Here is a 24,231-nt window from a genome sequence, read left to right on the forward strand (position 1 = left end):
TTCTCATTTGAAAGGTCCAGACACCATGTTCAAGTTCTTCCGAAAAATTAGGCGAGACTTAATCGCTGAAGGTAAAATCAAGAAATACTTCAAATATGCGATTGGCGAAATTGTATTGGTGGTGGCCGGAATCCTAATTGCGTTCCAGTTGAATAACCTGAAGAATGAATCGGATCGAAACGACTCAGAACTGCAGTTTTACCGCGAGCTTAGAGCTGACCTTCTTAAAAACAAAGCTGAAATCGAAGAGCAATTGGTTTGGGATTGGGGTGAGGTCCGAATTCCTCTTGCCGACAGTCTCGACAGTTATTTGAGCAAAGATTCAGTTGATGTGGCCCTGATCAATTACATCATAGGAAATCAGGCAATGGCATACCGTACCTTCAACAACGCCAATAGCTCGTACAATTACATGGCTAATGAGGGCTACAACTTCATCAGAAATGAGTCGATTAGAATCAATACGACCACCCTTTACGAGACCAACTTTCGCAATATCGACTTCAATTTGAAGCTATATGAGGAGATTGTGAATGATGACCTCAAGCCACTATTGTTCAAGTATGGATTGTTAAATGCTGCGCATCAGTACGAATTGATTGATGTTGATGGACTTCGCAATGATCTAGATTTTCGAAATCACTTGAATAACTATCGGCACCACCTTAGCAGAAACTTCGCTGTGTTCAGCGGGGCGTTGGCTAAAGTGGAAGAGCTCATTCGTGAGATAGATGACGTTCTTGAAGAACAAGGCGTGGAAATACCCTCTGATGCGGATCAACTGGATCCGTTGATAATGGAATCGGTAATCGGTAAATATGCCTACGGCGAAGGTGATTATTTATTTGTCTTTGAAGACGATAATAGGCTCTTTTATCACGAGAGCTTCCCTTTTTTGAAGCGGCAACAGTTATTTCAGGTAGAAGGACAGAAGTTTGAAATGGACTCCTTTACGTTTGATTTCAAATCGAATGATGAAGGGAGAGTAATTGAAGTCGTCTTAGCCAGCAAGAACGACGACCGTGAGTTCATTTTGAACAAAGTAGGTCTTGATCATTAGTGATCTTTACCTACACAACTTCTTCCAATATGCTTTCCCCTCTTCCGCTTTTTCCGGAGGTCCACTCCCAACTTTCCCGCAATTGAATTCTGCCGTCGCTCATCACCACGGGGGTTGATATGCATACTCCAGTCATGAGCTTGCCTTGGGTATTCACTTGGTGATAACGCATGTCGACGGTCCCATCTTCAGCTACGAGGCCGATGAGATGTCCGGATTGTATTTGTCCGCCCGAATAGGTGCAGGTGAGGATGTTCCCCTCTTGATGGTACTCGAAGACGACTTCTTCTGATACTTCGCCGTTGGCGGAATTTTGGACGGGGCGGAATCTCTTTGCGTTGTACATTTTGGTGGACGGTAGACAGTTGACGGTTGACGGTAGACGGTGGACGGTGGACGGGTTAAAGGGGTTTTATGCTTGGAGATAGCATCGTTCTTTGGTTTTGCGGGTGGCGCCTTCGCGGTCGTAGAATTTGATGGCGCGGGTGTTGAAGTCAGGGGTTTGCCATTGGATGAGGTCGCATCCTAAGCTGCGGGCTTCTTTTTTGACGTGTGCGATGAGCTGAGCGCCGATGCCTTGACTTCGGGTGCCTTCTTTGAGGAATAGGCAATCCATATAAACGTAGAATCCTGCGTCCCAGGTGGAGAATTGTTTCATGTAAGAGCAGTACCCAATGAGCTCGTTTTCTTGCTCTACCACCACACAAAATAAGGTTGGATTATCGCTGAACAGGTGCTTTTTCAGTGCTTCGGCTTTTCCGTTGCGGTCATAATCAGCTTCTTCGTAGATGGCGTGGAGTTCGCAGAGTTCGATGAGGGCAGAGAGGTCTTGTGGTTGGGCTGGACGGATGTTCATGGAGGTAATATACGGGGAACGCGGAATGTGGAATGAAGGGGGCGGATCGCGGAACGCGGTAGCATGGAAACCGATAATTTTAGCGTTAGTTCTGAGGAATCAAGACTTCGGTATCGGACTGATTTAAATCTCTTACCGGGTTTTTAGCGATATTGAATTATGAGAGTTGGATTAGTAATAGCTGGTTTAATGATTGTCACTGCCTGCGGGCGAAAATCGCCTACACTTAATCCTTTCGATGAAGTATTTGACGTGGAAGTTTCTCAATTAGCAGAGCTTGATTGCGATACAGTCAGCGCCGGGTGTGGCTATTTCAATTTGGTCTATCACAAGGAGGATCATGATGTGTACTATCAAGTGTACATGGATGAAGGTCAGGTGATTGCTAAAGGACTTACTATTCTTGTGGACTCTATGACTTTGGACGTGAGATCCCAAAGGGAAATTGATGACAACTCGGCGTATCAAAAAAGGAAGTCGGAATTGGATAGGTCGATCGCTGATTCAGTTCTTGCGTCTTACGGTTTGAGTAAGGTTGATCCAGAGCCGGAAGACCATGACTGGTCCTGGGTTTATTCAGACGAGCAGAGATCAACGTATTCGTTGACGGTGCAAGAATCCTGGTTGCCAGAAATGAAGAAGATGATTTGGGAAGCCAAATATTTCGAGTCAAAGCCAAGCGCATTGGATCGTCCTAATTAAAAACCAACTATCATTGTGCGCCCTATATACCTTGAAATTCCTCAGCTACATATCACTACTTATCGGTGCCACAGGGATTGCCCTGCTTATCTGGTTTGAATGTCGGTTCGTACAGCGATACCAAGATTTAGCTGAAACAGGAGAGATCATCACCCTATTCAAATATGGATTTAAGGTCTACAGCACATTGCTCTCGATTGAAGGAGTAGGCCTGATTTGTGGAGCCTTAGGTTATTATCGAGGGAAGCTCAAACTAGGGCTGATTGGAGCAGTGACCTGTCTGATAGGTATCATCGTTTTATTGATCAGCCCCATGTAAAAGGTTTAGAGGTCAACCCCTACTTCTACCAAACTATCCCCCACTGTAACCTCTGCCTCTGGAACCACCTCTGGTAAGGTCTCTTGAAGTAGACTCTCAAGCTTTCCGATAACGACCATGAAGGTGTCCATTTGGGCTTCGCCTATGGGGTCTGAAGGGGGGAATTCTTCACCCATGTGGTCGATTTGTTGGCCGTTTTTCCAGAAGCGGAAACAGACGTGTGGACCGGTGGCCAAACCGGTGCTTCCTACATAGCCAATGACATCCCCTTGTTTGACAACGTCACCTGCTTTAACGGCGCGTTTGCTCATGTGGAGGTATTGGGTCTCGTAGGTTCCATTGTGGCGGATCTTGACATATTTCCCATTGCCCGCCGTGTAGCTTGATTTCGTGACGGTGCCATCTCCGACAGCTACGATGGGGGTGCCACGTGGCGCTGCGTAATCAGTTCCGAGGTGCGATTTGTAACGCTTTAGTACGGGGTGGAATCGTTTCTTGGTGTATCGACTAGAAATTCGACTGAATTCTACGGGCGCCTTGAGAAATGCTTTTCGAAGTGAGCCTCCCTCTTCGTCAAAGTAGCCGTAGGTGGTGTCTTGGTCGTAGAAGTAGGCTTTGCGGTCAACGCCGTTGTGTAGGAAGTGCGCAGCAAGAACATTCTGCTTGCCATAAGGCACGCCATCCACTAATTCTTCTTCGTACAACAGCTCGAAGGCGTCTTCCTTTTGAAGTCGGTAGAAATCGATGGTCCAGGCGTAGATGCTGCTCATTTCTAGGGCGAGTTCCGCAGGGGCGCCGGCATCATCCAAGGCGTTGTACAGTGATGAGGTAATGGTGCCTCGAACAGCACGAAGTTCTTTTACAACGGGCTTCGATCCTTGCCATACTTGAATGCTGTCTGAAAGGTCAAACACCACATAGTCTTTGGCATTGCGCTCGTAAATGAAGTAAGACGGTTTCGCGAGGGAATCTTCTTCGAACAGGCATACCCACTTATGGTTCGGCCTGATCTTACGGACGTCAAAAATGCTATCGCTGCGTTTGATGAGTTGATCTACTTGTACTGCTGTAACACCTAGCGGAGATAACACTCCCGACAAGACGTCTCCGTTGTTGATTTTCCCATCTACCGTGCGCCAGTTATTGAAGTCGAAACCGTAATGCATGTCGGCGACATACACCGGAACCTCAGGCTCTGTGGGTTGATTTTCTGTTTGCGGAGAAGACGTTTCCGCGCATTGCGCGAAAAGAAGCAGGATGAATGATAAATACAGCAGGCGCATGCTTTTCCCAGGTTTCAAATAGGAAACGTAATGTGGGTAAAAATAAGGCGGGCAGAGACTAAAAAATGTTAGCGCTTGCGCTTTGAATTCACTACTTGAGGTTAACAATCACAGATTCTACCCATCCGCGACCCCAATTGTCGAGTTCTTCTGCTGACCATACTTCTTCAAAGAAGATGCGTTTTTGGAAGCGAGGCGGTAGGTACTTCTGCCAGTTTGTACCTCCTGTTGCAGCAATGTCTTCAGGAGCGCGGTGCAGGTAGCGAACCGCAGATTTGTAGTGTGCCAGCGGCCAGTTCACATTGACATTGGTATCCAGCCATTTCAAACCTTCGATCAATGCTGGGTCTTGCTGATCGGCCTCTGGAAGTCGGCGAACCTGATCAATCAAGGTGTTGCCGTGTGCACGTTCAGCGAGCTCGATGAGGTCTTTGCTGTATTTGATTTCGAATTGCTTGAGCGTCAATGTTTTTTCACCTGATTGAAGCTCAGTGGCCCCACGCTTCCAGTAAATGTGCTCGTACATCTGTTCGATGTCTTCTGCCTTGAAGTCAGCGTTGTAGCGATGACGCTCATCTTTAGCCACCAAGCGATCGAAACTGGTTGACCAGATCTCAATCATACGGTATTGAGCTGATTGGAATCCACTGGCTGGCAGCAATGACATACGGAACTTCAAGAACTGTTCGCGCTCCATTCCATCAACCATGATGTCAAAGCTTTTTGTGAGAGCTTCAAAGTAACGGTTGATGCGCTGAACACGCGCAACGAGGAACTCTTTGTCTAGATTTTCACGAGATGCAATTTGCTCAAATTCATGCAGCGTCAGCTTGAAGTAAAGCTCCGTAATCTGATGGTACATGATGAAGATCTCCTCATCTGGAAACGGGGTGATCGGACTTTGAAGACTGAGTAGGGTGTCTAGCTTGATGTACTCCCAATAAGTGAGGTAATCAGCATAGAGCAAACCGTCGAGGTACGACTCAAGGTCTTGCCCCATGGCAGCATATTTCGCCTGAAGCTGTTTAACCTTGTCAATGATATCTGGATTGAGTTCCATAGCAGGGTGCCGTTAGTTGTGCACCCCGCAATTTAGTAAAAGCCGAATGCCTTTACTTGATCTTCGCGATGGGATTCATCAGGTTTTCATAATCAACAACCTGCATCTTCACTGATCCCACAAGTAGGTCAGACTTCACCAAGATCGGAATCTTGTTGGCATCGTCTGTAATCCACACGTGTAGATCGTCTTCGTCTTCCCAGATACGTCCTTCCTGAATGACCGGAACGAACTTCATGCATCGGAATGTTCCTTTACGAAGCTTAATTTTCTCCGTGCCCACGTACTTGATCTTCAATGGGTACACCTCACCGTCAACGAAGGTTTCGATTTCGAAGGTGTCTCCTTTACGTACATCAGATAAGTCGAGTGTACGCGCGTAGTAGAAGGCCGAAAGCAAGTCTTGAATGAATTCAGGCGTGAGGTATTCCTCCTTCTCATGCGTGCGCAGGGCGCGCTTCTCAGGGTGGAATTCATAGTCTTGGAAGATCTCATACCCTCCTTCGCTCACGTTTCGAATAAAACGGTAAGGGAAGAGACCATCTTTATCTACATACGTTTCATAACGATCACGCACCTTGAACACCCAATCAAAGGCACCCAGGCTGCGACCCGTTCCCACAATGTGGTAGGCAGGTCGTCCGTTAAAGTCCCATTTCGAGTCTTTGACTTCAAGCACGGCCTCACCGGCATCTACGAATCCGTAGTGCACACGGTAGGTGAGTTTTTCACCGGTTTGAAATGCTTGGTTCGTGACAGAACGCAGTTCGCCATTCTCCAAGGTGTCTAAATCTACCTTTGGTGGTTTCACGCCTTGAGCTGCTGCCAGCAACGACATGAGTATAAAGGATGTAAGGGTTAAAAGCGTTTTCATGCTTGACTAAAAACAAATGGTGTGCCACGTTTCTTATTCCACTAACGTGGGAACGGGCTTTGCCCTTATGTTTAAACCAAAAAAAGGGGCCGCAGCCCCTCTTTTGATCTTATGTTCGATTACTTCAATTGTAATTCAATGGTCGCCTCTTCGCCTGTGTTCATGCGCTTCACTTTCAGCACATAACTTCCAGCTGCAAGGTCTCCGCGATTGAAAGTCCATTGACTATCTGTGTAGCTGTCAACGTTGATTACCTGGCGACCTGCTCCATCAAAGAGCGTGATCGACCAAGGACCATTATCAGGGAGTTGCAATTCCGCGCTAGCGAGAACAGGATTAGGATAGAAATTAGCTGAAAGCCCTTCAATACCTAAGATGTTCGACGCTTGTACCCAGTCTTCATCAGAGAGTGCCATACAACCGTTGTCATTCGTTACTTCAACACTGTAGTTACCGTCTTCAACCACCATGTAGGTCATATCAGTTGCACCATCAATCGGCGCACCATTCATGTACCATTGCCAAGCCGTTCCCGCGCTAGCGGTCAATTCAGGACCATTCGAAGTGAAAGTAGCCTCAGGCAATTCGTACACTTCTATTTGAAGCGACTGTTCCGTTTCACACAATGGGTTACCCGCCGTCAAGGTCAAGTCGAAGCTGCCTGTGAACTCAGGTGCGTAAACAACGCTGCCGTCTGTACCAATCTCTTCGCCATCGTAATTCCAGCTCCAGTAAGTCACGTGTGGGTGGTCAGCTACCGCGGTGAACTCATCTCCAAGACAGATGCCTGGGTTTGCCGCGAAGTTGGCCTCTTGACCACACTCGTAAATAGTATGAACATAGGTGTTCGTTACGATGGCTGGGTTAGAGTCAAAGAAGATATGTGCCGTGTTTTCAAGCGTTGTATTCGGCGCCAATTCAGGAAGCGGGATGATTCGGTAAGTCACGAAACCAATCGAACCTTCAGGGTCGCTCGCTGAATCCGGAAGTTGGATGTTCTCGAAGGTGAAGGTCAACTCACGTGACGCAGGATCAAGTACCGTCATCATGTCGTGAGAGTGCGCTACCACGTCGAATGAAGCCAAATCAAAGTCGATATCAAGGGTATCTACCAAAGTCACCAAACCAGCAGGAGCATTTCCTGTGTTCTGGAATCGAATGGTGTAATCAATTGGCGTTTCGTTCAAGATGAAGTGCTGATCAGTGTAGCCTTGAGGCATCGCCTGCTTGTCGTTCGGATCGTATGCACAAGTCACCTCGTCAGTTGTAGAGTCGGTACCAAAGGCTACCACTTCTTCTCCTTCAACCGCCAATGCAGTTACGTTGTTGGTAACGAATTCACCAATGTACTCAACGGCAGGTCCGTTCAAAGTGAAGAAGAACGACAGTGATTGTCCGGCAGCGAGGCCTGTGTATTCAATGAAAACCAAATTGTCTTCCACAACAGCATCAAACCCGATTGGAGAGAAGCCTTGGTAAAGTGGGTCAAACTCTAATTCAACCGTACCGTTCAATACTTGGTTACCTGTGTTGTAAATCGTGATCCAGTTAAACTCTTCGTCGCCGTTACACGGAACACCTCCGAAAGAAGTCATGTAAACATCGATTCCGGTAACTGCATCATCATTGGTTACTCCAAAATCAATGTTTGAAGATCCATTAGGGTCAAGTAAATCGGTGGTTACAGGGTTTGCAGTTGTGCTTGTTGGGAAAGCCTCTAAATCTTCCAAGGTTAGTGTGTATGTCATCGACTCTACCTCACCAAATGAGTAGTAGCCGTTGGCATCAGTAATAGCAATCAACCCTCCGGGCTCCAGCGTTACCGAGACACCCTCGATTCCGTAGTCGAAAATATCATCGAAGATTCCATTTGCGTTTGCATCGTAGAAGACATAACCATCTAGTTCGTAGATACAGCTTCCATCGTCGCTGTTTGCTTGTGGATTGTAGTTGTCTCCTTCAGGGTCAGTACAGCCGCTGTAGATACAATCAGTGGTGAAGGTCGCTTCAGGATCATAATTGTCAGCATCTGGGTCATCACAGCCAGGGATGCAGTCTTCACCTTCAGAAACTTCAAAATCAAGAGCTCCAGCACCTTCTATAAAGACGACTTCACCACCTGTACATTCGATGGAAGTGATGTTCTCCATATCGAAAATCCCACCACCAGTGTTGATGATATAAGTTCCATTTGGCAAACAGTGGAAGTTGTACCCGAAGGAGAACCCATCTCCAAATTGAGCGTTGTCTAGATCACCAAAAGCAACGAGGTTGTCGTCTGCATCGTGGATAGTATAAGTAGCACCGTTCCAACCGTCACCAAAAGTATCTAGCATGTTTACGGCAATGATTTGTCCATCACAGTCGTATTCACATGAACCATCGTCGTCTGTCGACTGCGGGTTGTAGTTCCAGGCTTCAGGGTCAGTACAACCGAAGTACTCACAGCTTCCGTCATCTTCTACTACGTCTGGGTCATAGTTTCCAGCGAATGGATCCATACATCCGGCGTATTGACAAGATTCGTCGTCAACCGTTGCGTCGGCATCGTAGTTGATCGCTTCTTCGTCCATACAACCTGGACATAGATCAGTACAAGAACCATCATTGATGGTAGCTTCTTCATCGTAATTACATGCTTCAGGATCGGTACATCCAGCGCATGTGTCGTAATTACAAACCGCTTCGTCGTACACTTCCGCGTCAGGGTCGTAATTACAAGCTCCTTCATCTCCACACGCAGCGCCTTCATAGACGAGGCCAAGTTCTGGAGCTACGATGTTCTCCATGAGCTCACCTGTACAAGTTAGGTCGTCGTTCCAGAGGTAGAGGGTAGATGTGTTGAACAAGCCACCTGAATTTACCTGGATGTTGATGTGGAATGAAAGCACTCCATCAGTGGTAAATTGCCCTAGAAGGACACGGTTGTCGATCCCTGTAGGAAGAGTGGTAGGTGAGGTTTCAATGGCAAACCACGCTCCGTCTTCGATTTCAAGGTTGGTTCCGTTCGGATCCTGAAGTGAAGGAGTGAAAGGGTCAAGCGGCAAGGAAGCCACGGTGTTGACATCCGTTGATCCGGCGACTTCTGCATTGTCAGCGCCAATAGTTACCCACGAATCAGCTTCAAGTGTCGGGAACAACTGGTAAAATAGCGGCTGGATAATTGCGCCATTGAAGCTACCGATTGGGTCGTTATAGAACGAGGTAGTTGTTGACACATCAAGAGGTGAACACTCTACAGCAAACACAGCTAGTACGCGGTCTGCAGGATCTTGTGTGCGAGCATAAACGCGATAAATCGTATGCCCTTCAGGCACTGTAGATGATTCTAGGGTTGGAGTGTACTCCTCAACAATGACATCCTGCAATTGCGCCGTAGAAAAGAGCGCACAGAGGCATGCCATTAAAGACAAATAGTACTTGGTCATAGCTTAAGGTATTGATGTTGAGCACCTAAGCTAATCCTTTTCTGCGTATCGTCAAACGCTTGTTCCGGAAAATTGAAGCTTTATACCGTCGCGATGCACTTCAGTTCAATGGCAATCGGCGTAGGAAGACTATTGATTTCAACGGTGGTGCGGCATGGTTGATTCTCCTTGAAATATTCGGCGTAGATACGGTTGAAGGTTTTGAAGTCGCGTTTCATGTCGACGAGGAAAACGGTCACATCCACAAGTTTATCCCATGACGAGCCCGAAGCTTCAAGAATCTTCTTGACATTGTTAAACACCGAATGCACTTGTGCTTCGAAATCAAACTCCTCGAAATTTCCGTTGTGGTCAAGTTTCAATCCAGGCACACTGCTGTCATGGGTTCCTGAACCAGCTTCACGTGGCCCTACACCTGATAGAAATAGCAATTCACCAACGCGTCGTGCATGTGGGTAAAGGCCTACAGGCTTAGGTGCGTCTGAAGTATTGATTTTTTCGTTGCTCATAATGCTTTTCTCGCTAGCGCGGAATCGGTTCCGCAGGGTTGACGAAGGAAATAAGAATAGTTGTACAAAGCAATTCCGAAGGGAGATGTTCACTTGCGTAGGACATTTCCTACAAGAATACTTACTAGATAGACTACAGCGCATCCTAGGAATTCAATCGAAATTGATGCCAGCACCCACAAATTGTAAGTAAAAAAGCACCAGCATGTCTAAAGTACTCAACGTTTTGAGGGAAGCCGATCAATGGTTTAATTCTCGTTTCGGGTGGTTCTTCACCAACGGGAATAAGTAGTATAGCCTTCAGAAAAGTTTCCTGATCCATGTGGCATGTGTAACTTAGCCCAAAACCAAGTTACATGCGCTATCAAATCCTTCCATCGGATCTATATATCCATAACCGCCAACGGTTCGTCAAAGAGATGAAGCCGGGTGGTCTTGCTGTCTTCTTTAGTAACGACATCATGCCTACCAGCGCGGATGGAACCATGCCATTCAAACAAGCCACTGATATTCTTCATCTCACTGGAGCTGATCAAGAAGAAAGCATTCTGATCCTCTTCCCTGGGGCGCACAATCCTCGTCACCGCGAGATTCTGTTCGTTCGCGAAACGAATGAAGAAATCGCAATTTGGGAAGGGGCCAAACTAACCAAGGAGCAAGCGCGGGAGCTTTCAGGTATTCAGTCTGTGCACTGGACAACCGACTTTGAAAAGATTCTACACACCCTATTAGCAGAGGCATCGAGCATCTACTTAAACAACAATGAGCACACGCGTGCTTCGATTGAGGTCGAGACACGAACAGCGCGTTACAACAAGTGGATTCGCGAGACTTACCCTAACCATGAAATTGATCGTAGTGCACCAATTATGCACCGCATCCGTGCCGTGAAGCACCAGCATGAGATTGATCAAATGCAACGCGCATGTGACATTACCAAGGCCGGGTTTGAGCGCGTGCTGAAGTTTGTGAAGCCTGGTGTCATGGAATATGAAATTGAAGCGGAGTTCGCACACGAATTCTTGCGCAATGGGTCTCGTGGCTTTGCTTACACACCAATTATCGCCAGCGGCTTCAATGCTTGTGTCCTTCACTACATCGAAAACGATGCGAAGTGCCATGAGGGAGATGTGATCTTGATGGATGTTGGTTGTGAGTACGGAAACTACGCCTCAGACATGACGCGCTGTATTCCGGTAAGCGGACGATTTACAGACCGTCAGAAAGCGGTGTACAATGCAGTATACAGCGTAATGCAAGATTGCATGAAGCTGTTACGTCCAGGTGTGTCACTACATGATTACCACCGTGAGGTAGGGGAGTTGATGACAAAACAGCTTCTTGACCTTGGGTTGATCGACAAGCACGACGTAGAAAAGCAGAACCCAGATTGGCCGGCGTACAAGAAATACTTCATGCATGGTACAAGCCACTTTATCGGACTAGACGTTCACGATTACGGGCTATGGCATGAGCCAATTCAGGCAGGCAATGTGTTTACTGTAGAGCCAGGTATCTACATCCGCGAAGAGAACCTCGGAATTCGATTGGAAAATGACATCGTGATTACCAATGACGGATACCACGATTTGATGGGCAGCATTCCATTGGAAGCTGATCACATTGAAGAGATTATGAACAGCTAAAAAGCAGCTGAAACCATATTGAAGTGAACGATACGCTTAACCGTGTATCGTTTCTTTTTTGCCATAATTTTCCATCAAGGCTCCTTCAAAATCAAGGAATTCTTGCCAACGCTTATCCACGTCAACGCCTTCTCCGTACTTGCGCGCGAAGGTGATGAAGGTGGTGTAATGGTTTGCTTCGCTGATCATCAATTCACGGTAGAATTCGCGTAGATCTTCGTCTTCCATTTCTTCGCTCAGGATGCGGAAACGCTCGCAGCTGCGTGCTTCAATCATGGCAGCGAAGAGTAGGCTTTCTACGAGCTGTTGCGGACGTGAGCCGCCCGTCTTGATGAATTTGGCCAGGTCGCGTACGTAAGGGTCTTTGCGCTCAGACCCGAGCTTTAGTCCACGCTCTTTGATCTTAGCGTGTACCATTCCAAAGTGCTCCATTTCCTCTAGAGAAATCTTGGTGAGCTCCTCCACCAAGTCTTCGTGTTCTGGGAAGCGGACAATGGTAGAAATCGCATTCGAAGCCGCCTTCTGTTCGCACCATGCATGGTCAGTAAGGATCTCAGAAATATTCTTCTCCACAATGTTCACCCAGCGAGGGTCAGTAGCGAGCCTCAATCCGAGCATGACTTTTTCTTGCTTTTCCATAGCTGCAAAATTAGCACAAAAAAAGCCCCGCAAGTGCGGGGCTTGAATGAGCCGAAGCTCAGAAAGTCTTACTTCTGTACGATCACGCGCTGAGTGAATTTCTCACCGTTTACGTTTACCTCGATAAGGTAAAGACCGTCTTGAAGATCTGCAGTTTCGAGTGTGAAAGTGCGGTTGAACACGTCTGAAAGATTGTTCTCGATCACGATTTCACCTGCTAGGTTGTAAAGACGTACAACAGCATCACCTTGTGCAGCAGCACCGAACTTGAAGTTCACTACTTCGTTCGCTGGGTTAGGGAATACAGTGATTGCCTTCTCGTTGTTCAAGATGTCATTCACGTTTGTTGCGTCGTTTCCGTCAACAGTCATAGAGATCAAGTCAACTAGGAAGTTCGAAGGAACCTCAGTCGTCTGGTAACCGAAGATACCGATAGAGTGGTTTCCACCGTCAGCGTAAGCTGAGATGTCGATGTTCACCTGAGTGTACCCGTCGTAAGCAGAAGAATCAGTTGCAGCTGCACTCCAAAGAGCGTCACCGTCAACGAATACTGCTACACCATCCTCAGCTAGACCAGCTCCTGGAGAAGCGATGTCGAAGTAGAAAGAAAGTGTTGCGGTGTTTCCTGAAGGGATGTTTACGGTCTGAGTAACAGAACCTACTTCGTCAGCAGTTGCACCACCGAACCAAGCGTACCAGTCACCATCGAAAGCAGCACAATCGCCACCACAAGTTCCACAGAAAGCCTCTGTACATAGTGGAGAACCGAAGTTTGTACTTGTTTCACCCCATACACCTGTACCAGCACCAGCTTCGAAGCTACCGTCAACTAGCTGTGCGTTCGCACCAAATGCAAGAAGCATTGCAAAAAGAAAAGTAAAATGTTTCATGTTATAGAGATGTTTGATTTTCAGTTATATCCATGACCTCAAGCAGCTGCCTGTTGCCAGCTTCCTCTCGGTCTCCGAGTGCAATATTAGGTCACCGCAAGCGGTATTCGAAGGAGGGAAGGAAGTATTTATTAAAGTCTCAAGCGTTGAATTCGCTAATCCACTGTAAGTGTTAAGGATTAAAAAGTGCTGTTTTTCGACAATTTCAGCGGTTGATTCAATGAGTTCTACCAACTGATCCTCCAGTTTCCACTTCTTCTTACCCTTCCCTGGAGAGATACCCCAAGATGGCGGATCCATGATCACTCCATGGTATTTGTTTCCTCGCTTGGCTTCCCGCTGTACAAAGCGTAGCGCGTCTTCCACCACCCATCGGATGTCTGTCAAACGAGAAGACTCCATGTTCTCTCTTGTCCAGTCGATCACGGCGCGAATGCTGTCAACATGGGTTACTTCAGCACCTGCGGCACGAGCAGCCAAAGAGGCCCCTCCGGTGTACGCAAAAAGATTCAGCACTCTTGGATTGGGAAAACGTTGAATGTGGTCAATAATGAATTCCCAGTTCGCAGCTTGCTCTGGAAAAACGCCGAGGTGCTTAAACTGTGTAAAGCGAAGGTTAAATGTGAGCTTTCCTCTGCTCGATGGATAGCTGATTTGCCAATGATCAGGACACTTTTTATAGCGCTTCCACTTCCCTGATCGAGATCCATCTTGTACGAATTCCGCGTTAGCGAGTTGATGCCATTCTTTATCAGAAAGCCCTGGAGACCAAATCGCTGTGACTTCCGGACGAATCGTCACCACCTCACCCCATCGCTCGAGCTTCCTTCCATTGCCAGAATCGATCAATGAATACTCACGCCATCCGTTCGGCTCAAAACGTTCCCACGCAGATTTCATGTGCGAAAGGTAGGATTCTAGTCAGGAATGCCCAACTTGCATGTAATGTCTAAGAAGAAGAAAAAGGGAGGCTCATTCCAACGCGATCTGCGTAAGGAAGTCCTCGCCATCTTCCGCGCTCAACCGCGGAAGCCTATGAATTATAAGCAAGTCTCAAGCAGCCTCGGTATCCAAGATGATTCACTGCGTCAATTGATCGCAGCCATTATCGATGAGGAAGCTGAGAAAGAAAGCCTGCAAACGGTAGGCAAAGGAAGATACGTGTGGGCTGGAAAATCATCTGGAGAGGTGCTTCAGGGGAAGATCGAGATCACCCGTTACGGACGAGGATTTGTCATCATTGAAGGCCGAGAAAACGACATCGCGATCAGCAAAGGCTCTACAGGGAATGCCCTTTGGGGAGACATTGTAGAGGTGAGCATGCTGGCCGGAAGAAGATCAAAAGGTCGAGTAGAACGTGTTGTTAAACGGGCAAGAGACCTCTATGTATGTGTTTTCCAGAAAGAGAAGAACTTCGCTTTTGGCCTGCCAACTGATCCAAAAATTCACGTTGACTTTTTCCTTCCACCAAACTATCACGCCAACGCCAAAGACGGTGATAAGATCATCGTGGAAATGATGAGCTGGGAGTCAGGTGATGACAATCCCATCGGAAAAGTATACGAGGTATTAGGAGCTCCTGGAGATAACGATGTAGAAATGCACGCGATCATGGTGGAGTATGGCCTGCCTTACCACTTCCCTGAAGAGGTGGTGCACGAAGCAGATCAAATTCCTAAGGAGATCACAGAAAAAGAAGTCAAGAAACGACGCGATATGCGAGATGTCTTGACCTTCACCATCGACCCACATGACGCGAAAGACTTTGATGACGCACTTTCGCTACAACAACTCGAGAATGGTAATTGGGAAGTTGGGGTTCACATCGCCGACGTAACGCACTACATGCGCCCAGGTACTTTGCTGGAAGAGGAAGCCTTTAATCGCGCCACTTCGGTGTACTTGGTTGACCGCACTGTGCCCATGCTTCCAGAGGTCTTGAGTAACGAGCTTTGTTCTCTTCGCCCGAATGAAGACAAGCTGTGTTTTTCGGCTGTCTTCGAAATGACCGATAAAGCGGAGATCAAAAACCAGTGGTTTGGTCGCACGGTGATTCACAGTGATCGTCGATTCACTTATGAAGAGGCACAAGAAGTCATTGAAACAGGAAAAGGAGACCACAACGATGCTATTCTGACGTTGGACCGCTTGGCTAAGATTCTTCGCGGCGAACGCTTTAAACGCGGGGGTATCGATTTCAACACAGAGGAAATCAAATTCGAATTGGGTGAGAACGGAAAGCCTGTGGGTGTATACGTGAAGGTGATGAAAGACGCCAACAAGCTCATTGAAGATTTCATGCTTTTGGCCAATGTAAAGGTGGCTGAACGCATTGGAAAGTCGAAGGCGAAAAACGCTCCAACCTTTGTTTACCGTATCCACGATTTACCTGATGTGGATAAGCTGCGCAATCTTCGTGACTTTGTGAGTCGTTTTGGATACCGCATGCCAAAGCCAAGTCGTGATAACGCTGAACATGTGATTAAAGACCTGCTCGCGCAAGTCAAAGATTCAGCCGAAGAGGATGTGATCAAGACCATGGCCATTCGTTCGATGGCCAAGGCCGAATACAGCACAAACAACATTGGCCACTACGGTTTGTCATTCGACTTCTACTCTCACTTTACTTCTCCTATTCGTCGATACCCTGACGTCATGGTTCACCGCCTGTTGCAGCACTACTTGGATGGTGGCGAAAGCGTGAATGCTGATGATTACGACATGAAGTGCCGTCACAGTTCTGAGCAAGAAAAGAAAGCCGCAGATGCAGAACGCGCTTCGATCAAATACAAGCAAGTAGAGTTCATGTTGGCGCGTATTGGGCAGACCTTCAAAGGCATCGTTTCTGGTGTGACATCATGGGGTCTGTACGTTGAAGTTCACGAGACCAAGTGCGAGGGAATGGTGGCTAAAGACAGCATGAAAGACGACTTCTACATCTACGATGAAGAGCATCATGCGTACATCGGCAAGCGCACCGGTCAGGAATATCATTTCGGTGATGAGGTGACGATTACCGTGGTGGGTGCTGACTTGTTGAAGCGTCAACTTGACTTTGAGTTGGTTGACACGATGGTATAAAAAAACCCCGAATGAACGGGGTCTTGGTGCGCCCACCAGGGCTTGAACCTGGGACCTACGGATTATGAGTCCGGCGCTCTAACCAACTGAGCTATAGGCGCGATTTCGGATGCGAAATTAGCAAATTTCAATGGCTAAAAGGGCGTGCTGATCGTGTCTTCTTTTATCGCTAGCGCGGAAGTGGACACGACCTTCCCTGAAGAACGGATGTATTCTATCAATGCTTGGTACTCTTCATCTTCCTTCAGAAGCTCTTCATTTCCGATGAGTATGAACTGTTTACGGGCTCTTGTGAAGGCTACATTGAGCTTGCGATCTACTACCTGATCTTCGTCTTCATTTCGGTGCGATGCCAGGAAGCGAAGTTGCGTCCAATTTGAGATCGTGGTGCCGTAGAGGATGTGATCTTTCTGTCCGCCTTGGAATCGTTCTACCGTATCGACAACAACTTTCGAGGTGTCGTAAGAGAGCAGATTCAGTTGACTTTTAATCGCCACCACTTGTGCTCGGTAGGGCGCAATCACTCCAATTTGAGCCGCGGGTACATCTTGTTTAATCAGCTCCTCAACAAGGTGGCTGATGGTGTGCACTTCGAGTGGGTTGTGCTTACTATCTGAAAGGGCATCAGAACGCGTATCGACAAATAGCAGACGATGGTCAAGAGGGGTAGACAAGCTCAAGCGATCAGGTTCAAGCTGATGACTTCTTTGAGCAATGCGCAATCGCTGACCATACCACCTTGCGTTTGGAAATTCCATTAAGCTCGGATGCATTCTTCCTTGAAAATTGAGCTGACCCCAAGCATGATCCCACCCCTTGGTCTGAGCTTGAATTAGTAATCGTTCGAACAGTGAGTTTCGGAGATCAGTCATTCCAATTTGCTCTAATTCTTCTGTGAGCATGGCTTTGGTATCGCCCTTCTGCGTGACCACAGCAGGGAGCTGCTTATGATCACCTATCAGAACAAACTTTGGTGCACGGCGAAGCAAATTGATCAACATCGGCTCCAGGACTTGAGCGGCTTCATCGACAATGATTCGGTCAAACTTCAGTAGTTGAAAGATCTGCGGCCGGTTCAACATAGACGAAACGGTAGAGACAATCACACGCTTCTCAAGCACTCGTTGCGTGAGCTCTTTTCTGTTTCGTGATTCCCCTGCGATGCGGTGCATCAGGTAAGGTTCAAATTGCGGTGCACAACCGATGCCACTACCCACACGCATAAATGAGCCGTCATCGCAAAGGTCAAGTACAGCCTGAGAAAGCTCATCAACGGCGCGATTGGTGTAGGCCAGCAAAAGCAGACGTTCACCACGCACGAGCGCATTGTGGACCAAGTTTCTCAAGAAGAGCGAAGTCTTTCCTGTTCCTGGAGGGCCAATGAGTAGAAAGTAGTCTTGGGCATGAATGGCCTTGGTCAATTGACTACGCAGTTCTTGCACACTTGAGTCGACTGCCATTTCATGAGGCAGTAGTTCGATTTCTCCCTCTGCGGCCTTTGAAGCAGGTTCTTCTTGTTCAAGAATCAATTGGCGCAGTGAACTTGGTTCAGTGCAAAAGGAGAACAACTCGCGTTGCATCACCTGGAAGGTGTGGTCCATGTAATCATGCTCGATCGCCCAGTAGGAGAATTGCTCGAAATAGTCATGACATTGCTGTGGATATCTGAACCCGAGTGTAATATCTCCACCAGCAGTGAATTCTTCTGCGATATAACCTTTAATGACCTGTTGATCGGTAGCTTTTGAGTTAGAATTCGCATAAGGATAGAGCACAATAATATCTCCTTTTCTAAAATCAGAGTCTTTTAAGTTGACCTTGTCACCATTAAGTGTCAAGGTTGGGTTTTGTGATGACAGGTGATTGCTCACAATCTCAAGCGGGGCGACGACTCCAGTGTTGTCATTCTCAGTTGTGTCTTCTCGGTTCCACAGGGCAGAATGTCCTTTTCTATGTTGTCCATCACCTAATCTGGCGGTCCATTGTTCCTTCACAATGAAGCTTAAGTACGCAGCGAAGTAATCCTTGACCACCCCTGTTGACAAGGTGTGGATCGCTTGCTCGAACAATTTGAATTTCCCAATGAAAAACCCTGGAATTCGAGCGTTTTCTGGAATGTTGCAACTAGCATAGTTCCATTCCAGCATGACATCAATGATTTCATCTGCTGATTCCGCGCTAGCGAGTTGATGCTCGTAAGCCACAATCTCGTTTCGAACATCCATCATTTGCTGTTCAAATTCAGCGTAGCGAGCAACGAATCTCAGGTTGCTGCCCGAGTGCATGGCAGAGGAGTAGAGGACATACACTTGCGACGAATCGGGCCTCACACCCAACACCTCTTGAAGGATCATGCGGTAAAGGCGTGCCTGTGCACTGTGGTTTTCGCCCACAGCATCGAGGTCTTCTGGAGGCCAAGGCACCTTCCCCGATTTCAATTCAATGATCACCGCTTTGTTGCTTCGGAGATAAAGCAGGTCGAGTCGTCCTTGAAGCCCCAAGTCAGGGGACATAAAGCTTGGTTCCAGCATTGCCTTCGACGGAACCACAGGAGGCGTCAACCGTGAAAGGTCGTCGCTGACCACTCTTTTGAGGTTGGCGTATTGCGGAAACGCTCTGGAGCGCATGAAGGAAAGCAGGGCCTCGTCGGTTTGGAACAAGGTGATATATTCCAAGGGGAAGTCGCCAAAAGACTCACGAAAGAAGTCTTTGAACTCACGATTGTCTTGATCGTGCAAGATCTTATCGAGCAGACTGTTGATGAGGTTTCCTAAGAAAAGTGGTTCGCTTGTTTGGCGCTGGCTGAATCGGTTGATGAAGTACAGCGCGGGTGCACCTATATTCTTGAAAGCCAAACGTTGAAAGCACTCTGCTAGCGATGACACGTCGACCAAATAATCAGGCATCAACACGATCAGTCGTGCCACGGCTTTTCCGTCATCAAGTCGAACATCTACCAATGATAAGAGATGGTCTTCGTTGACCTGCTCCCAGGTGCGTTCGTATTGCGGGTGATCTTCCCGCGCTAGCGAAAATGAACCGAATGCTTCATCCTCAGCGATCACTGTGAGCACTTCGTTTTCAATGCTCACCACCTGAGCTCTGAGTTTTGGAATGTGTTGTCCTTCAGGAACTACAAAGGTGATTTCAGGAATGTCAGTCAGCGCTAAGGTGGCCGGGGGAGCGCTTTGCGTGGCTGCTTGAATCAAGTAGGCTAACGCCGAAGCAAAGATCTTGAACTGCTCTTCGGTTTCGTTTTCATCGTCAGGACGAGACCTGCGGAGTTGATGTAATTGTTGCCTCACCTTGTTGGGCAGATGGAAACGGCGGCACAAGAATTCGATGCGGGCGAAGACATTCGGGAAGCGCACCTTACTCTCACTCACCAGCTCAGCCGTAATGTACGAGAGCTCCTTGCGCAATGAAGCCACACCTAAAGCTGGTAAGCCTTGGGTGATCAAGGATTGTGATCTTTCCAAGCCATGAAACAACGGAGATTCCTGCTCAAGCATGGCACAAATGTACGGGCTGAATCACTGCCTTCGAAGCTGAGTTGATAAGTGTTGGTCTCGACTTTATGAGCGTTGAAACCGTTCTTTTTTCCGCGCTAGCGAATAAATCGTTAATTTTCAGTAGTTAACTAAGACCAACACAGTGAAAAACCTTCTACTCTCGATTCTTGGGTGCATGCTCGTGTGGGCAACAAATGCTCAAGTCACTGAAATTTCTGTTGAAACGGTTACCGTGCATGAAGGCATGGTAGGTACAACGGATCTTACCGGATTCACGACCTATCGTGTGTACGCCAATTTTGTTGACGCTGATGACTTTGTCAGCGCCCTGTTTGGCTATGATGACATTGAACTCGAAGTCAATACTACGACGTCGTTCTTTCAGAGTGATGTGGGAAGTCACCTAGGCTCAAATGTGAATGAAGCCTTCTTCGCTGTTTTTCCGGAACTCGAGTACGATAGTTGGGTGACGATTGGAAAAGATAGCTCGACCGCTCCTGGTAATGCGATTTATGCGAATGAAGATGGTTCGAATCCTTTTATCGCTCCATTCGAGGCGGGAGAAAACATCATGATTGATGGCGAAGTAGGAGGACTGTGGTTCACCACCTTCGGCACGCTTGAGCAAGCCCCTAATGCCTATGCAGGTGAAGACTTAAAAGTATTAGTTGGTCAATTCACCACAGACGGAATACTCTCAGGGGTACTGAATATCCAGGTGTTTTTGAATGGAGATCAAGACCAAGACGCAGAGTTTGAAGGGCTCACTTTTGCAGTAGACCAGAATGCCGTGTTTGGTTGTATTGATGACCAAGCTATTAATTACAATCCTGAAGCAAATTACACGGATGGTTCATGTGTATATGAAGGAACGTTGGGATGTACAGACCCGGTAGCCATCAACTTTGACCCCAATGCCACCATTGACGATGGGAGTTGCGAATACGATCTTATCGGCGGGTGTACGGACCCGGATGGTTGTAATTATGACCCCTTTGTAAATGAAGATGATGGAAGTTGCGTCTACCCTGAAGAAGGGTATGATTGTGAAGGGAATCCTTTCACTGGTTGTACTGACCCAGCAGCAGATAATTATGATCCGAATGCCATTGAAGATGACGGCTCTTGCAGTTATGGCGCTGTGGATGGATGTTCAGACCCAACGGCATGTAATTATGACCCACTTGTGGAGGTAGACGATGGCTCGTGTGTATTCCCGGAAGTAGGTTTTGATTGTGACGGGAATGTGCTGACGGGTTGCACTGACCCTGCGGCTGCGAACTACAATCCTGATGTGGTAGAAGACGATGGTTCCTGCGTGTACCCTCCATCAAACGATGACGTTTGTGACGCGATTCCGATTACCTGTGGTCAACTGATTGAAGGTCTAACCGTGAACTCTACGGGAGAAGGAGATCTGATCGGATCAGAATGCACCGGAACAGAGATCACCAGCCCTGGGGTGTGGTATGTCTACACTGCGGATGACTACCATCAAGTGATCGTCAATACCTGTTTATCTGTTGGTGGAGATACGAAGCTTCATGTCTTCAAAGCAGCTCCTGATTGTTCGGTGTTAGAATGTGTTGCTGGAAATGACGACGGATGCCAAGGGTCTTACTTGTCTTCTCTTGCATTCACTGTGGAAGCTGAAGAAGTGTTCTATATCCTCGTATCTGAATTCGGGGCTGGTGTAGGACTCGATTTTATGCTTGAATTGAATTGCGTTGATTGTGGTGATGTGCCTGAGAATGACGAATGTGTGAATGCTGAAGTCCATCCTATGGGCGGACAGACTGTTTCAGCCTCTATTTGTTGTGCCAACCCATCGTCCGCCCCCAATTTTGCGGCGGGTTCGGGAACAGCTTATGACGTGTTTTATACCTTCAACTCAGCCGACTTTGAAGACATTTTCTTCGACGTTTCGAATACAGGTTCTACTCAAATTGGGTTGGCGATCTATCAAGGAGAGTGCGGAAACCTGACTCAAATATCCGGTTGTCTCGTTACCGGAACGTGTGCAGGAAATATGGGGACCTTCATGGAAATACCACCAAACACCACCTTCACAGTGGGTGTTTTCACAACCGACCCCGAAGGATGTGGTACTTATAACCTCACCATTATGGGGCTTTATTATGGTTGTACTGACCCCTTAGCCGACAACTATGATCCAGACGCCATTGAAGATGATGGAAGCTGTAGCTACGAAAACTTCATTCCAGAAAACGATAGCTGTGCAGGTGCGGTAATGTTGACCTGTGGATCAACAGTGGAGGGCTCTACTGGGAATACTACGGATACCGGAGTGCCTATTGGACTTGATTGTAATAGCAACCCAGGACCAGGTGTATGGTACCAGTTCTCTGGAAGTGGAGAACTGGTGGAGTTATCAACATGTGGTTCAGTGATTGACACGAAGATTTCTGTTTGGCAATCACCGAGCTGTGAAGGTCCGTACGATTGCGTGCCGGCCGTCGAAGGTGGGCAAGGAGACCCTTCTTATGCCGTCAGTGAAGAAGCGCTCATTCCGTGTGGGTTCTTCGATCAAGATGATGCTTGGATCAGTTTCTTTGCCGAAGTAGATTCAACCTACTATATCTACGTGGAGCATCAAGACGTTGACGGTAACCCAATGACACCTGATTGGGGATTGTTTACACTGGAAGTAACATGCCAAGAATTCATTTACGGCTGTACCAACGAAGTGGCTTACAACTACAACCCTGAGGCGACCGTTGATGACAATTCATGTGACTTTTTCTCCGAAACATGTGAGGGAGGTGAAGGCACAGCCCTAATGTTGTTTATGGACGACGATTTCAATGATGGATGGAACGGAGGAACCTACACGATATCCCTCTTTGGAGGCGAGGAGGTGGCTTCTGGTAGTCTCGATGATGCATTATACACCATCGATGAGGATATGTTTCTTGGTGCAGACGAAGGTTTTGATCTGCTCTGTTTACAAGATGGCTGTTATACGATTACTGTTGGAGGAGGAAGTTTTGATGGCGAGATTTCGTGGTTCTTGTCAATTGAAGACGTTGAAGTAATCAGCGGTACCAGCGGTGAAACGACCTTCCAGATAGGTGCTGGAAACTGCGGGTGTACTGACCCTGTAGCCTGCAATTACGACCCTGAAGCAACTCAAGATGACGGCTCGTGCGAATACCTCACATGTGAAGGATGTATGGATGCCACGGCATGTAATTATGACGATGAAGCAACCATTGACAATGGTTTATGCTGTTATGAAAATTGTGTCTATCTGTTAATGACAGATGACTTCGGAGATGGCTGGAACGGAGCAGTCTACGAGGTTTACACAATGGCAGACGAATTGATCGCTACTGGAAGCATTGATGATCCATTTGTTGGGAACGGTACTTCTGAAGGCATCGATTTCCTTTGCATCCTTGATGGCTGCTACTACCTCACCGTAGGTGGTGGAGACTTTGACGAAGAAATCGGTTGGACCCTCACTGGGATCAACGAAGGAGAAATGATTGGAGGTGCTGTGTCCATCGAAGACCAAGTCTTCTTTAGTGTCGGTGATATCCCTTGTGCGTTTGGTTGCACTGACCCAGAAGCTGACAATTATGACGCTAGCGCGGAATACGATGACGGTTCTTGTTTCTACTCGGAAGAGTGCGAAGACCTAGCCATTCAAATCACCTTTGCCAGTCATTCTGATGCTGATGAAATCGATTGGGAATTGGTCAACGAAGACGATGAAATCGTAGCAACGGGAGCTAACTACGAGGATTACTCAATGGCGGAGCAGTATCACTGTCTTCCTGCTGGATGTTACGCGCTCATCATGAACGACGCTGGAAGTGACGGTTGGGATGACGGGTATATCACGATTCTCATTGATGGGGTCACCACAACATTAACCACATTGATTTACGGATCCTCACTTGAAATTAACGTCGACCTTGAAGGTGACTGTGGAGTAGAGAATGTAATTGAAGTGGTAGGATGTACAGATCCAGTGGCTGTCAATTGGAACATAGAGGCTTCTATTGACGATGGAAGCTGCGAATACAACCCAGATGAGGTTGGTGGACTACCACCAGCGGCTTTGACCGGGGAAGAGATCGTGGTTTACGGCATGATTCTCCCCAATCCTGTAATTTCCCATGCTAACATTAAACTGGAACAACTGAACCCTGAATTCACCACGGTGATGGAGCTTCGTGACATCTCAGGCAGACTGGTTTACCAGCAAGAGTTCGCGAACGAACAGACCAGCCTGAATGAAACGATTGATGTCTCTATGCTTGCCGCAGGCATTCACTTTGTCTATGTATTTAACGGAGAATCAAGACAGGTGTTTAGACTGGTGAAACAGTAACTGACTACGAAC

17 protein-coding genes and 1 tRNA gene are annotated in these 24,231 nt (G+C 47.4%); 6 read left to right on the plus strand and 12 right to left on the minus strand.

What is annotated here, in order from left to right; translation table 11 throughout:
* Positions 1–25: 25 nt before the first annotated feature.
* The gene (locus RA156_RS15255; RefSeq protein WP_306641307.1) at positions 26–1,060 is read left to right on the plus strand and encodes a DUF6090 family protein; all 1,035 of its coding nucleotides are present in this window, start codon (positions 26–28) and stop codon (positions 1,058–1,060) included.
* A gap of 10 nt (positions 1,061–1,070) precedes the next feature.
* On the opposite strand, the gene RA156_RS15260 is transcribed toward RA156_RS15255, so the two are convergent.
* Together RA156_RS15260 and RA156_RS15265 are read right to left on the minus strand one after the other, a co-directional pair.
* The gene (locus RA156_RS15260) at positions 1,071–1,406 is read right to left on the minus strand and encodes an avidin-fold protein (RefSeq protein ID WP_306641309.1); all 336 of its coding nucleotides are present in this window, start codon (positions 1,404–1,406) and stop codon (positions 1,071–1,073) included.
* 66 nt (positions 1,407–1,472) lie between these two features.
* On the minus strand, positions 1,473–1,916 hold the full coding sequence (locus tag RA156_RS15265; protein ID WP_306641311.1) for a GNAT family N-acetyltransferase: 444 nt from the start codon (positions 1,914–1,916) through the stop codon (positions 1,473–1,475).
* Positions 1,917–2,075: 159 nt separating this feature from the next.
* On the opposite strand from RA156_RS15265, the gene RA156_RS15270 reads away from it, so the two are divergent.
* Together RA156_RS15270 and RA156_RS15275 are read left to right on the plus strand one after the other, a co-directional pair.
* Positions 2,076–2,618 (plus strand): hypothetical protein, encoded by a 543-nt coding sequence (locus RA156_RS15270; RefSeq protein WP_306641313.1) that lies wholly within the window; start codon positions 2,076–2,078, stop codon positions 2,616–2,618.
* A 13-nt stretch (positions 2,619–2,631) separates the two neighbouring features.
* Positions 2,632–2,937, plus strand: a complete 306-nt coding sequence (locus RA156_RS15275; RefSeq protein ID WP_306641314.1) for a hypothetical protein — start codon at positions 2,632–2,634, stop codon at positions 2,935–2,937.
* Positions 2,938–2,942: 5 nt separating this feature from the next.
* On the opposite strand, the gene RA156_RS15280 is transcribed toward RA156_RS15275, so the two are convergent.
* The 5 genes from RA156_RS15280 to RA156_RS15300 all read right to left on the minus strand — a co-directional run bounded on the left by RA156_RS15280 (position 2,943) and on the right by RA156_RS15300 (position 10,091).
* Positions 2,943–4,220, minus strand: a complete 1,278-nt coding sequence (locus RA156_RS15280; protein ID WP_306641315.1) for a peptidoglycan DD-metalloendopeptidase family protein — start codon at positions 4,218–4,220, stop codon at positions 2,943–2,945.
* Between the two features lie 91 nt (positions 4,221–4,311).
* The gene (locus RA156_RS15285; protein WP_306641316.1) at positions 4,312–5,280 is read right to left on the minus strand and encodes a tryptophan 2,3-dioxygenase family protein; all 969 of its coding nucleotides are present in this window, start codon (positions 5,278–5,280) and stop codon (positions 4,312–4,314) included.
* A gap of 52 nt (positions 5,281–5,332) precedes the next feature.
* Positions 5,333–6,154 carry a DUF3108 domain-containing protein gene (locus RA156_RS15290; protein WP_306641318.1) on the minus strand — a complete coding sequence of 274 codons (822 nt, stop codon included), beginning with the start codon at positions 6,152–6,154 and terminating at the stop codon, positions 5,333–5,335.
* A gap of 119 nt (positions 6,155–6,273) precedes the next feature.
* Positions 6,274–9,582, minus strand: a complete 3,309-nt coding sequence (locus RA156_RS15295; RefSeq protein WP_306641319.1) for a DUF7619 domain-containing protein — start codon at positions 9,580–9,582, stop codon at positions 6,274–6,276.
* Between the two features lie 80 nt (positions 9,583–9,662).
* Positions 9,663–10,091, minus strand: a complete 429-nt coding sequence (locus RA156_RS15300) for a RidA family protein (protein WP_306641321.1) — start codon at positions 10,089–10,091, stop codon at positions 9,663–9,665.
* A gap of 356 nt (positions 10,092–10,447) precedes the next feature.
* On the opposite strand from RA156_RS15300, the gene RA156_RS15305 reads away from it, so the two are divergent.
* Positions 10,448–11,737 (plus strand): aminopeptidase P family protein, encoded by a 1,290-nt coding sequence (locus RA156_RS15305; protein WP_306641322.1) that lies wholly within the window; start codon positions 10,448–10,450, stop codon positions 11,735–11,737.
* Between the two features lie 36 nt (positions 11,738–11,773).
* On the opposite strand, the gene RA156_RS15310 is transcribed toward RA156_RS15305, so the two are convergent.
* The 3 genes from RA156_RS15310 to RA156_RS15320 all read right to left on the minus strand — a co-directional run bounded on the left by RA156_RS15310 (position 11,774) and on the right by RA156_RS15320 (position 14,166).
* Positions 11,774–12,355: a MiaE family protein gene (locus RA156_RS15310; protein ID WP_434064851.1), complete on the minus strand. Its 582-nt coding sequence runs from the start codon at positions 12,353–12,355 to the stop codon at positions 11,774–11,776.
* A gap of 89 nt (positions 12,356–12,444) precedes the next feature.
* Positions 12,445–13,266 carry a T9SS type A sorting domain-containing protein gene (locus RA156_RS15315; RefSeq protein ID WP_306641324.1) on the minus strand — a complete coding sequence of 274 codons (822 nt, stop codon included), beginning with the start codon at positions 13,264–13,266 and terminating at the stop codon, positions 12,445–12,447.
* A 24-nt stretch (positions 13,267–13,290) separates the two neighbouring features.
* Positions 13,291–14,166 carry an RsmD family RNA methyltransferase gene (locus tag RA156_RS15320; protein ID WP_306641325.1) on the minus strand — a complete coding sequence of 292 codons (876 nt, stop codon included), beginning with the start codon at positions 14,164–14,166 and terminating at the stop codon, positions 13,291–13,293.
* Between the two features lie 45 nt (positions 14,167–14,211).
* On the opposite strand from RA156_RS15320, the gene rnr reads away from it, so the two are divergent.
* Positions 14,212–16,347, plus strand: a complete 2,136-nt coding sequence (rnr, locus tag RA156_RS15325; protein WP_306641326.1) for a ribonuclease R — start codon at positions 14,212–14,214, stop codon at positions 16,345–16,347.
* Between the two features lie 24 nt (positions 16,348–16,371).
* Here the strand turns inward: rnr and RA156_RS15330 are convergent.
* Both RA156_RS15330 and RA156_RS15335 read right to left on the minus strand, forming a co-directional pair.
* Positions 16,372–16,448 (minus strand) — tRNA-Ile (locus RA156_RS15330).
* Between the two features lie 33 nt (positions 16,449–16,481).
* Positions 16,482–19,859: an AAA domain-containing protein gene (locus RA156_RS15335; protein ID WP_306641327.1), complete on the minus strand. Its 3,378-nt coding sequence runs from the start codon at positions 19,857–19,859 to the stop codon at positions 16,482–16,484.
* 142 nt (positions 19,860–20,001) lie between these two features.
* Between RA156_RS15335 and RA156_RS15340 the strand changes: the two genes are divergently transcribed.
* Positions 20,002–24,219, plus strand: a complete 4,218-nt coding sequence (locus tag RA156_RS15340; protein WP_306641329.1) for a T9SS type A sorting domain-containing protein — start codon at positions 20,002–20,004, stop codon at positions 24,217–24,219.
* Positions 24,220–24,231: the final 12 nt, after the last annotated feature.

This window comes from Sanyastnella coralliicola, from assembly GCF_030845195.1.
In the GTDB taxonomy this organism is placed as follows: Bacteria; Bacteroidota; Bacteroidia; order Flavobacteriales_D; family Sanyastnellaceae; genus Sanyastnella; species Sanyastnella coralliicola.

Coding starts and splice junctions, on each gene's coding strand:
- RA156_RS15315 (WP_306641324.1), bottom strand. CDS start 13,266: ATGAAACATTTTACTTTTCTTTTTGCAATGCTTCTTGCATTTGGTGCG.
- RA156_RS15300 (WP_306641321.1), bottom strand. CDS start 10,091: ATGAGCAACGAAAAAATCAATACTTCAGACGCACCTAAGCCTGTAGGC.
- RA156_RS15260 (WP_306641309.1), bottom strand. CDS start 1,406: ATGTACAACGCAAAGAGATTCCGCCCCGTCCAAAATTCCGCCAACGGC.
- RA156_RS15310 (WP_434064851.1), bottom strand. CDS start 12,355: ATGCTCGGATTGAGGCTCGCTACTGACCCTCGCTGGGTGAACATTGTG.
- RA156_RS15270 (WP_306641313.1), top strand. CDS start 2,076: ATGAGAGTTGGATTAGTAATAGCTGGTTTAATGATTGTCACTGCCTGC.
- RA156_RS15280 (WP_306641315.1), bottom strand. CDS start 4,220: ATGCGCCTGCTGTATTTATCATTCATCCTGCTTCTTTTCGCGCAATGC.
- RA156_RS15305 (WP_306641322.1), top strand. CDS start 10,448: ATGCGCTATCAAATCCTTCCATCGGATCTATATATCCATAACCGCCAA.
- RA156_RS15265 (WP_306641311.1), bottom strand. CDS start 1,916: ATGAACATCCGTCCAGCCCAACCACAAGACCTCTCTGCCCTCATCGAA.
- RA156_RS15320 (WP_306641325.1), bottom strand. CDS start 14,166: ATGAAATCTGCGTGGGAACGTTTTGAGCCGAACGGATGGCGTGAGTAT.
- RA156_RS15335 (WP_306641327.1), bottom strand. CDS start 19,859: ATGCTTGAGCAGGAATCTCCGTTGTTTCATGGCTTGGAAAGATCACAA.
- rnr (WP_306641326.1), top strand. CDS start 14,212: ATGTCTAAGAAGAAGAAAAAGGGAGGCTCATTCCAACGCGATCTGCGT.
- RA156_RS15290 (WP_306641318.1), bottom strand. CDS start 6,154: ATGAAAACGCTTTTAACCCTTACATCCTTTATACTCATGTCGTTGCTG.
- RA156_RS15255 (WP_306641307.1), top strand. CDS start 26: ATGTTCAAGTTCTTCCGAAAAATTAGGCGAGACTTAATCGCTGAAGGT.
- RA156_RS15285 (WP_306641316.1), bottom strand. CDS start 5,280: ATGGAACTCAATCCAGATATCATTGACAAGGTTAAACAGCTTCAGGCG.
- RA156_RS15295 (WP_306641319.1), bottom strand. CDS start 9,582: ATGACCAAGTACTATTTGTCTTTAATGGCATGCCTCTGTGCGCTCTTT.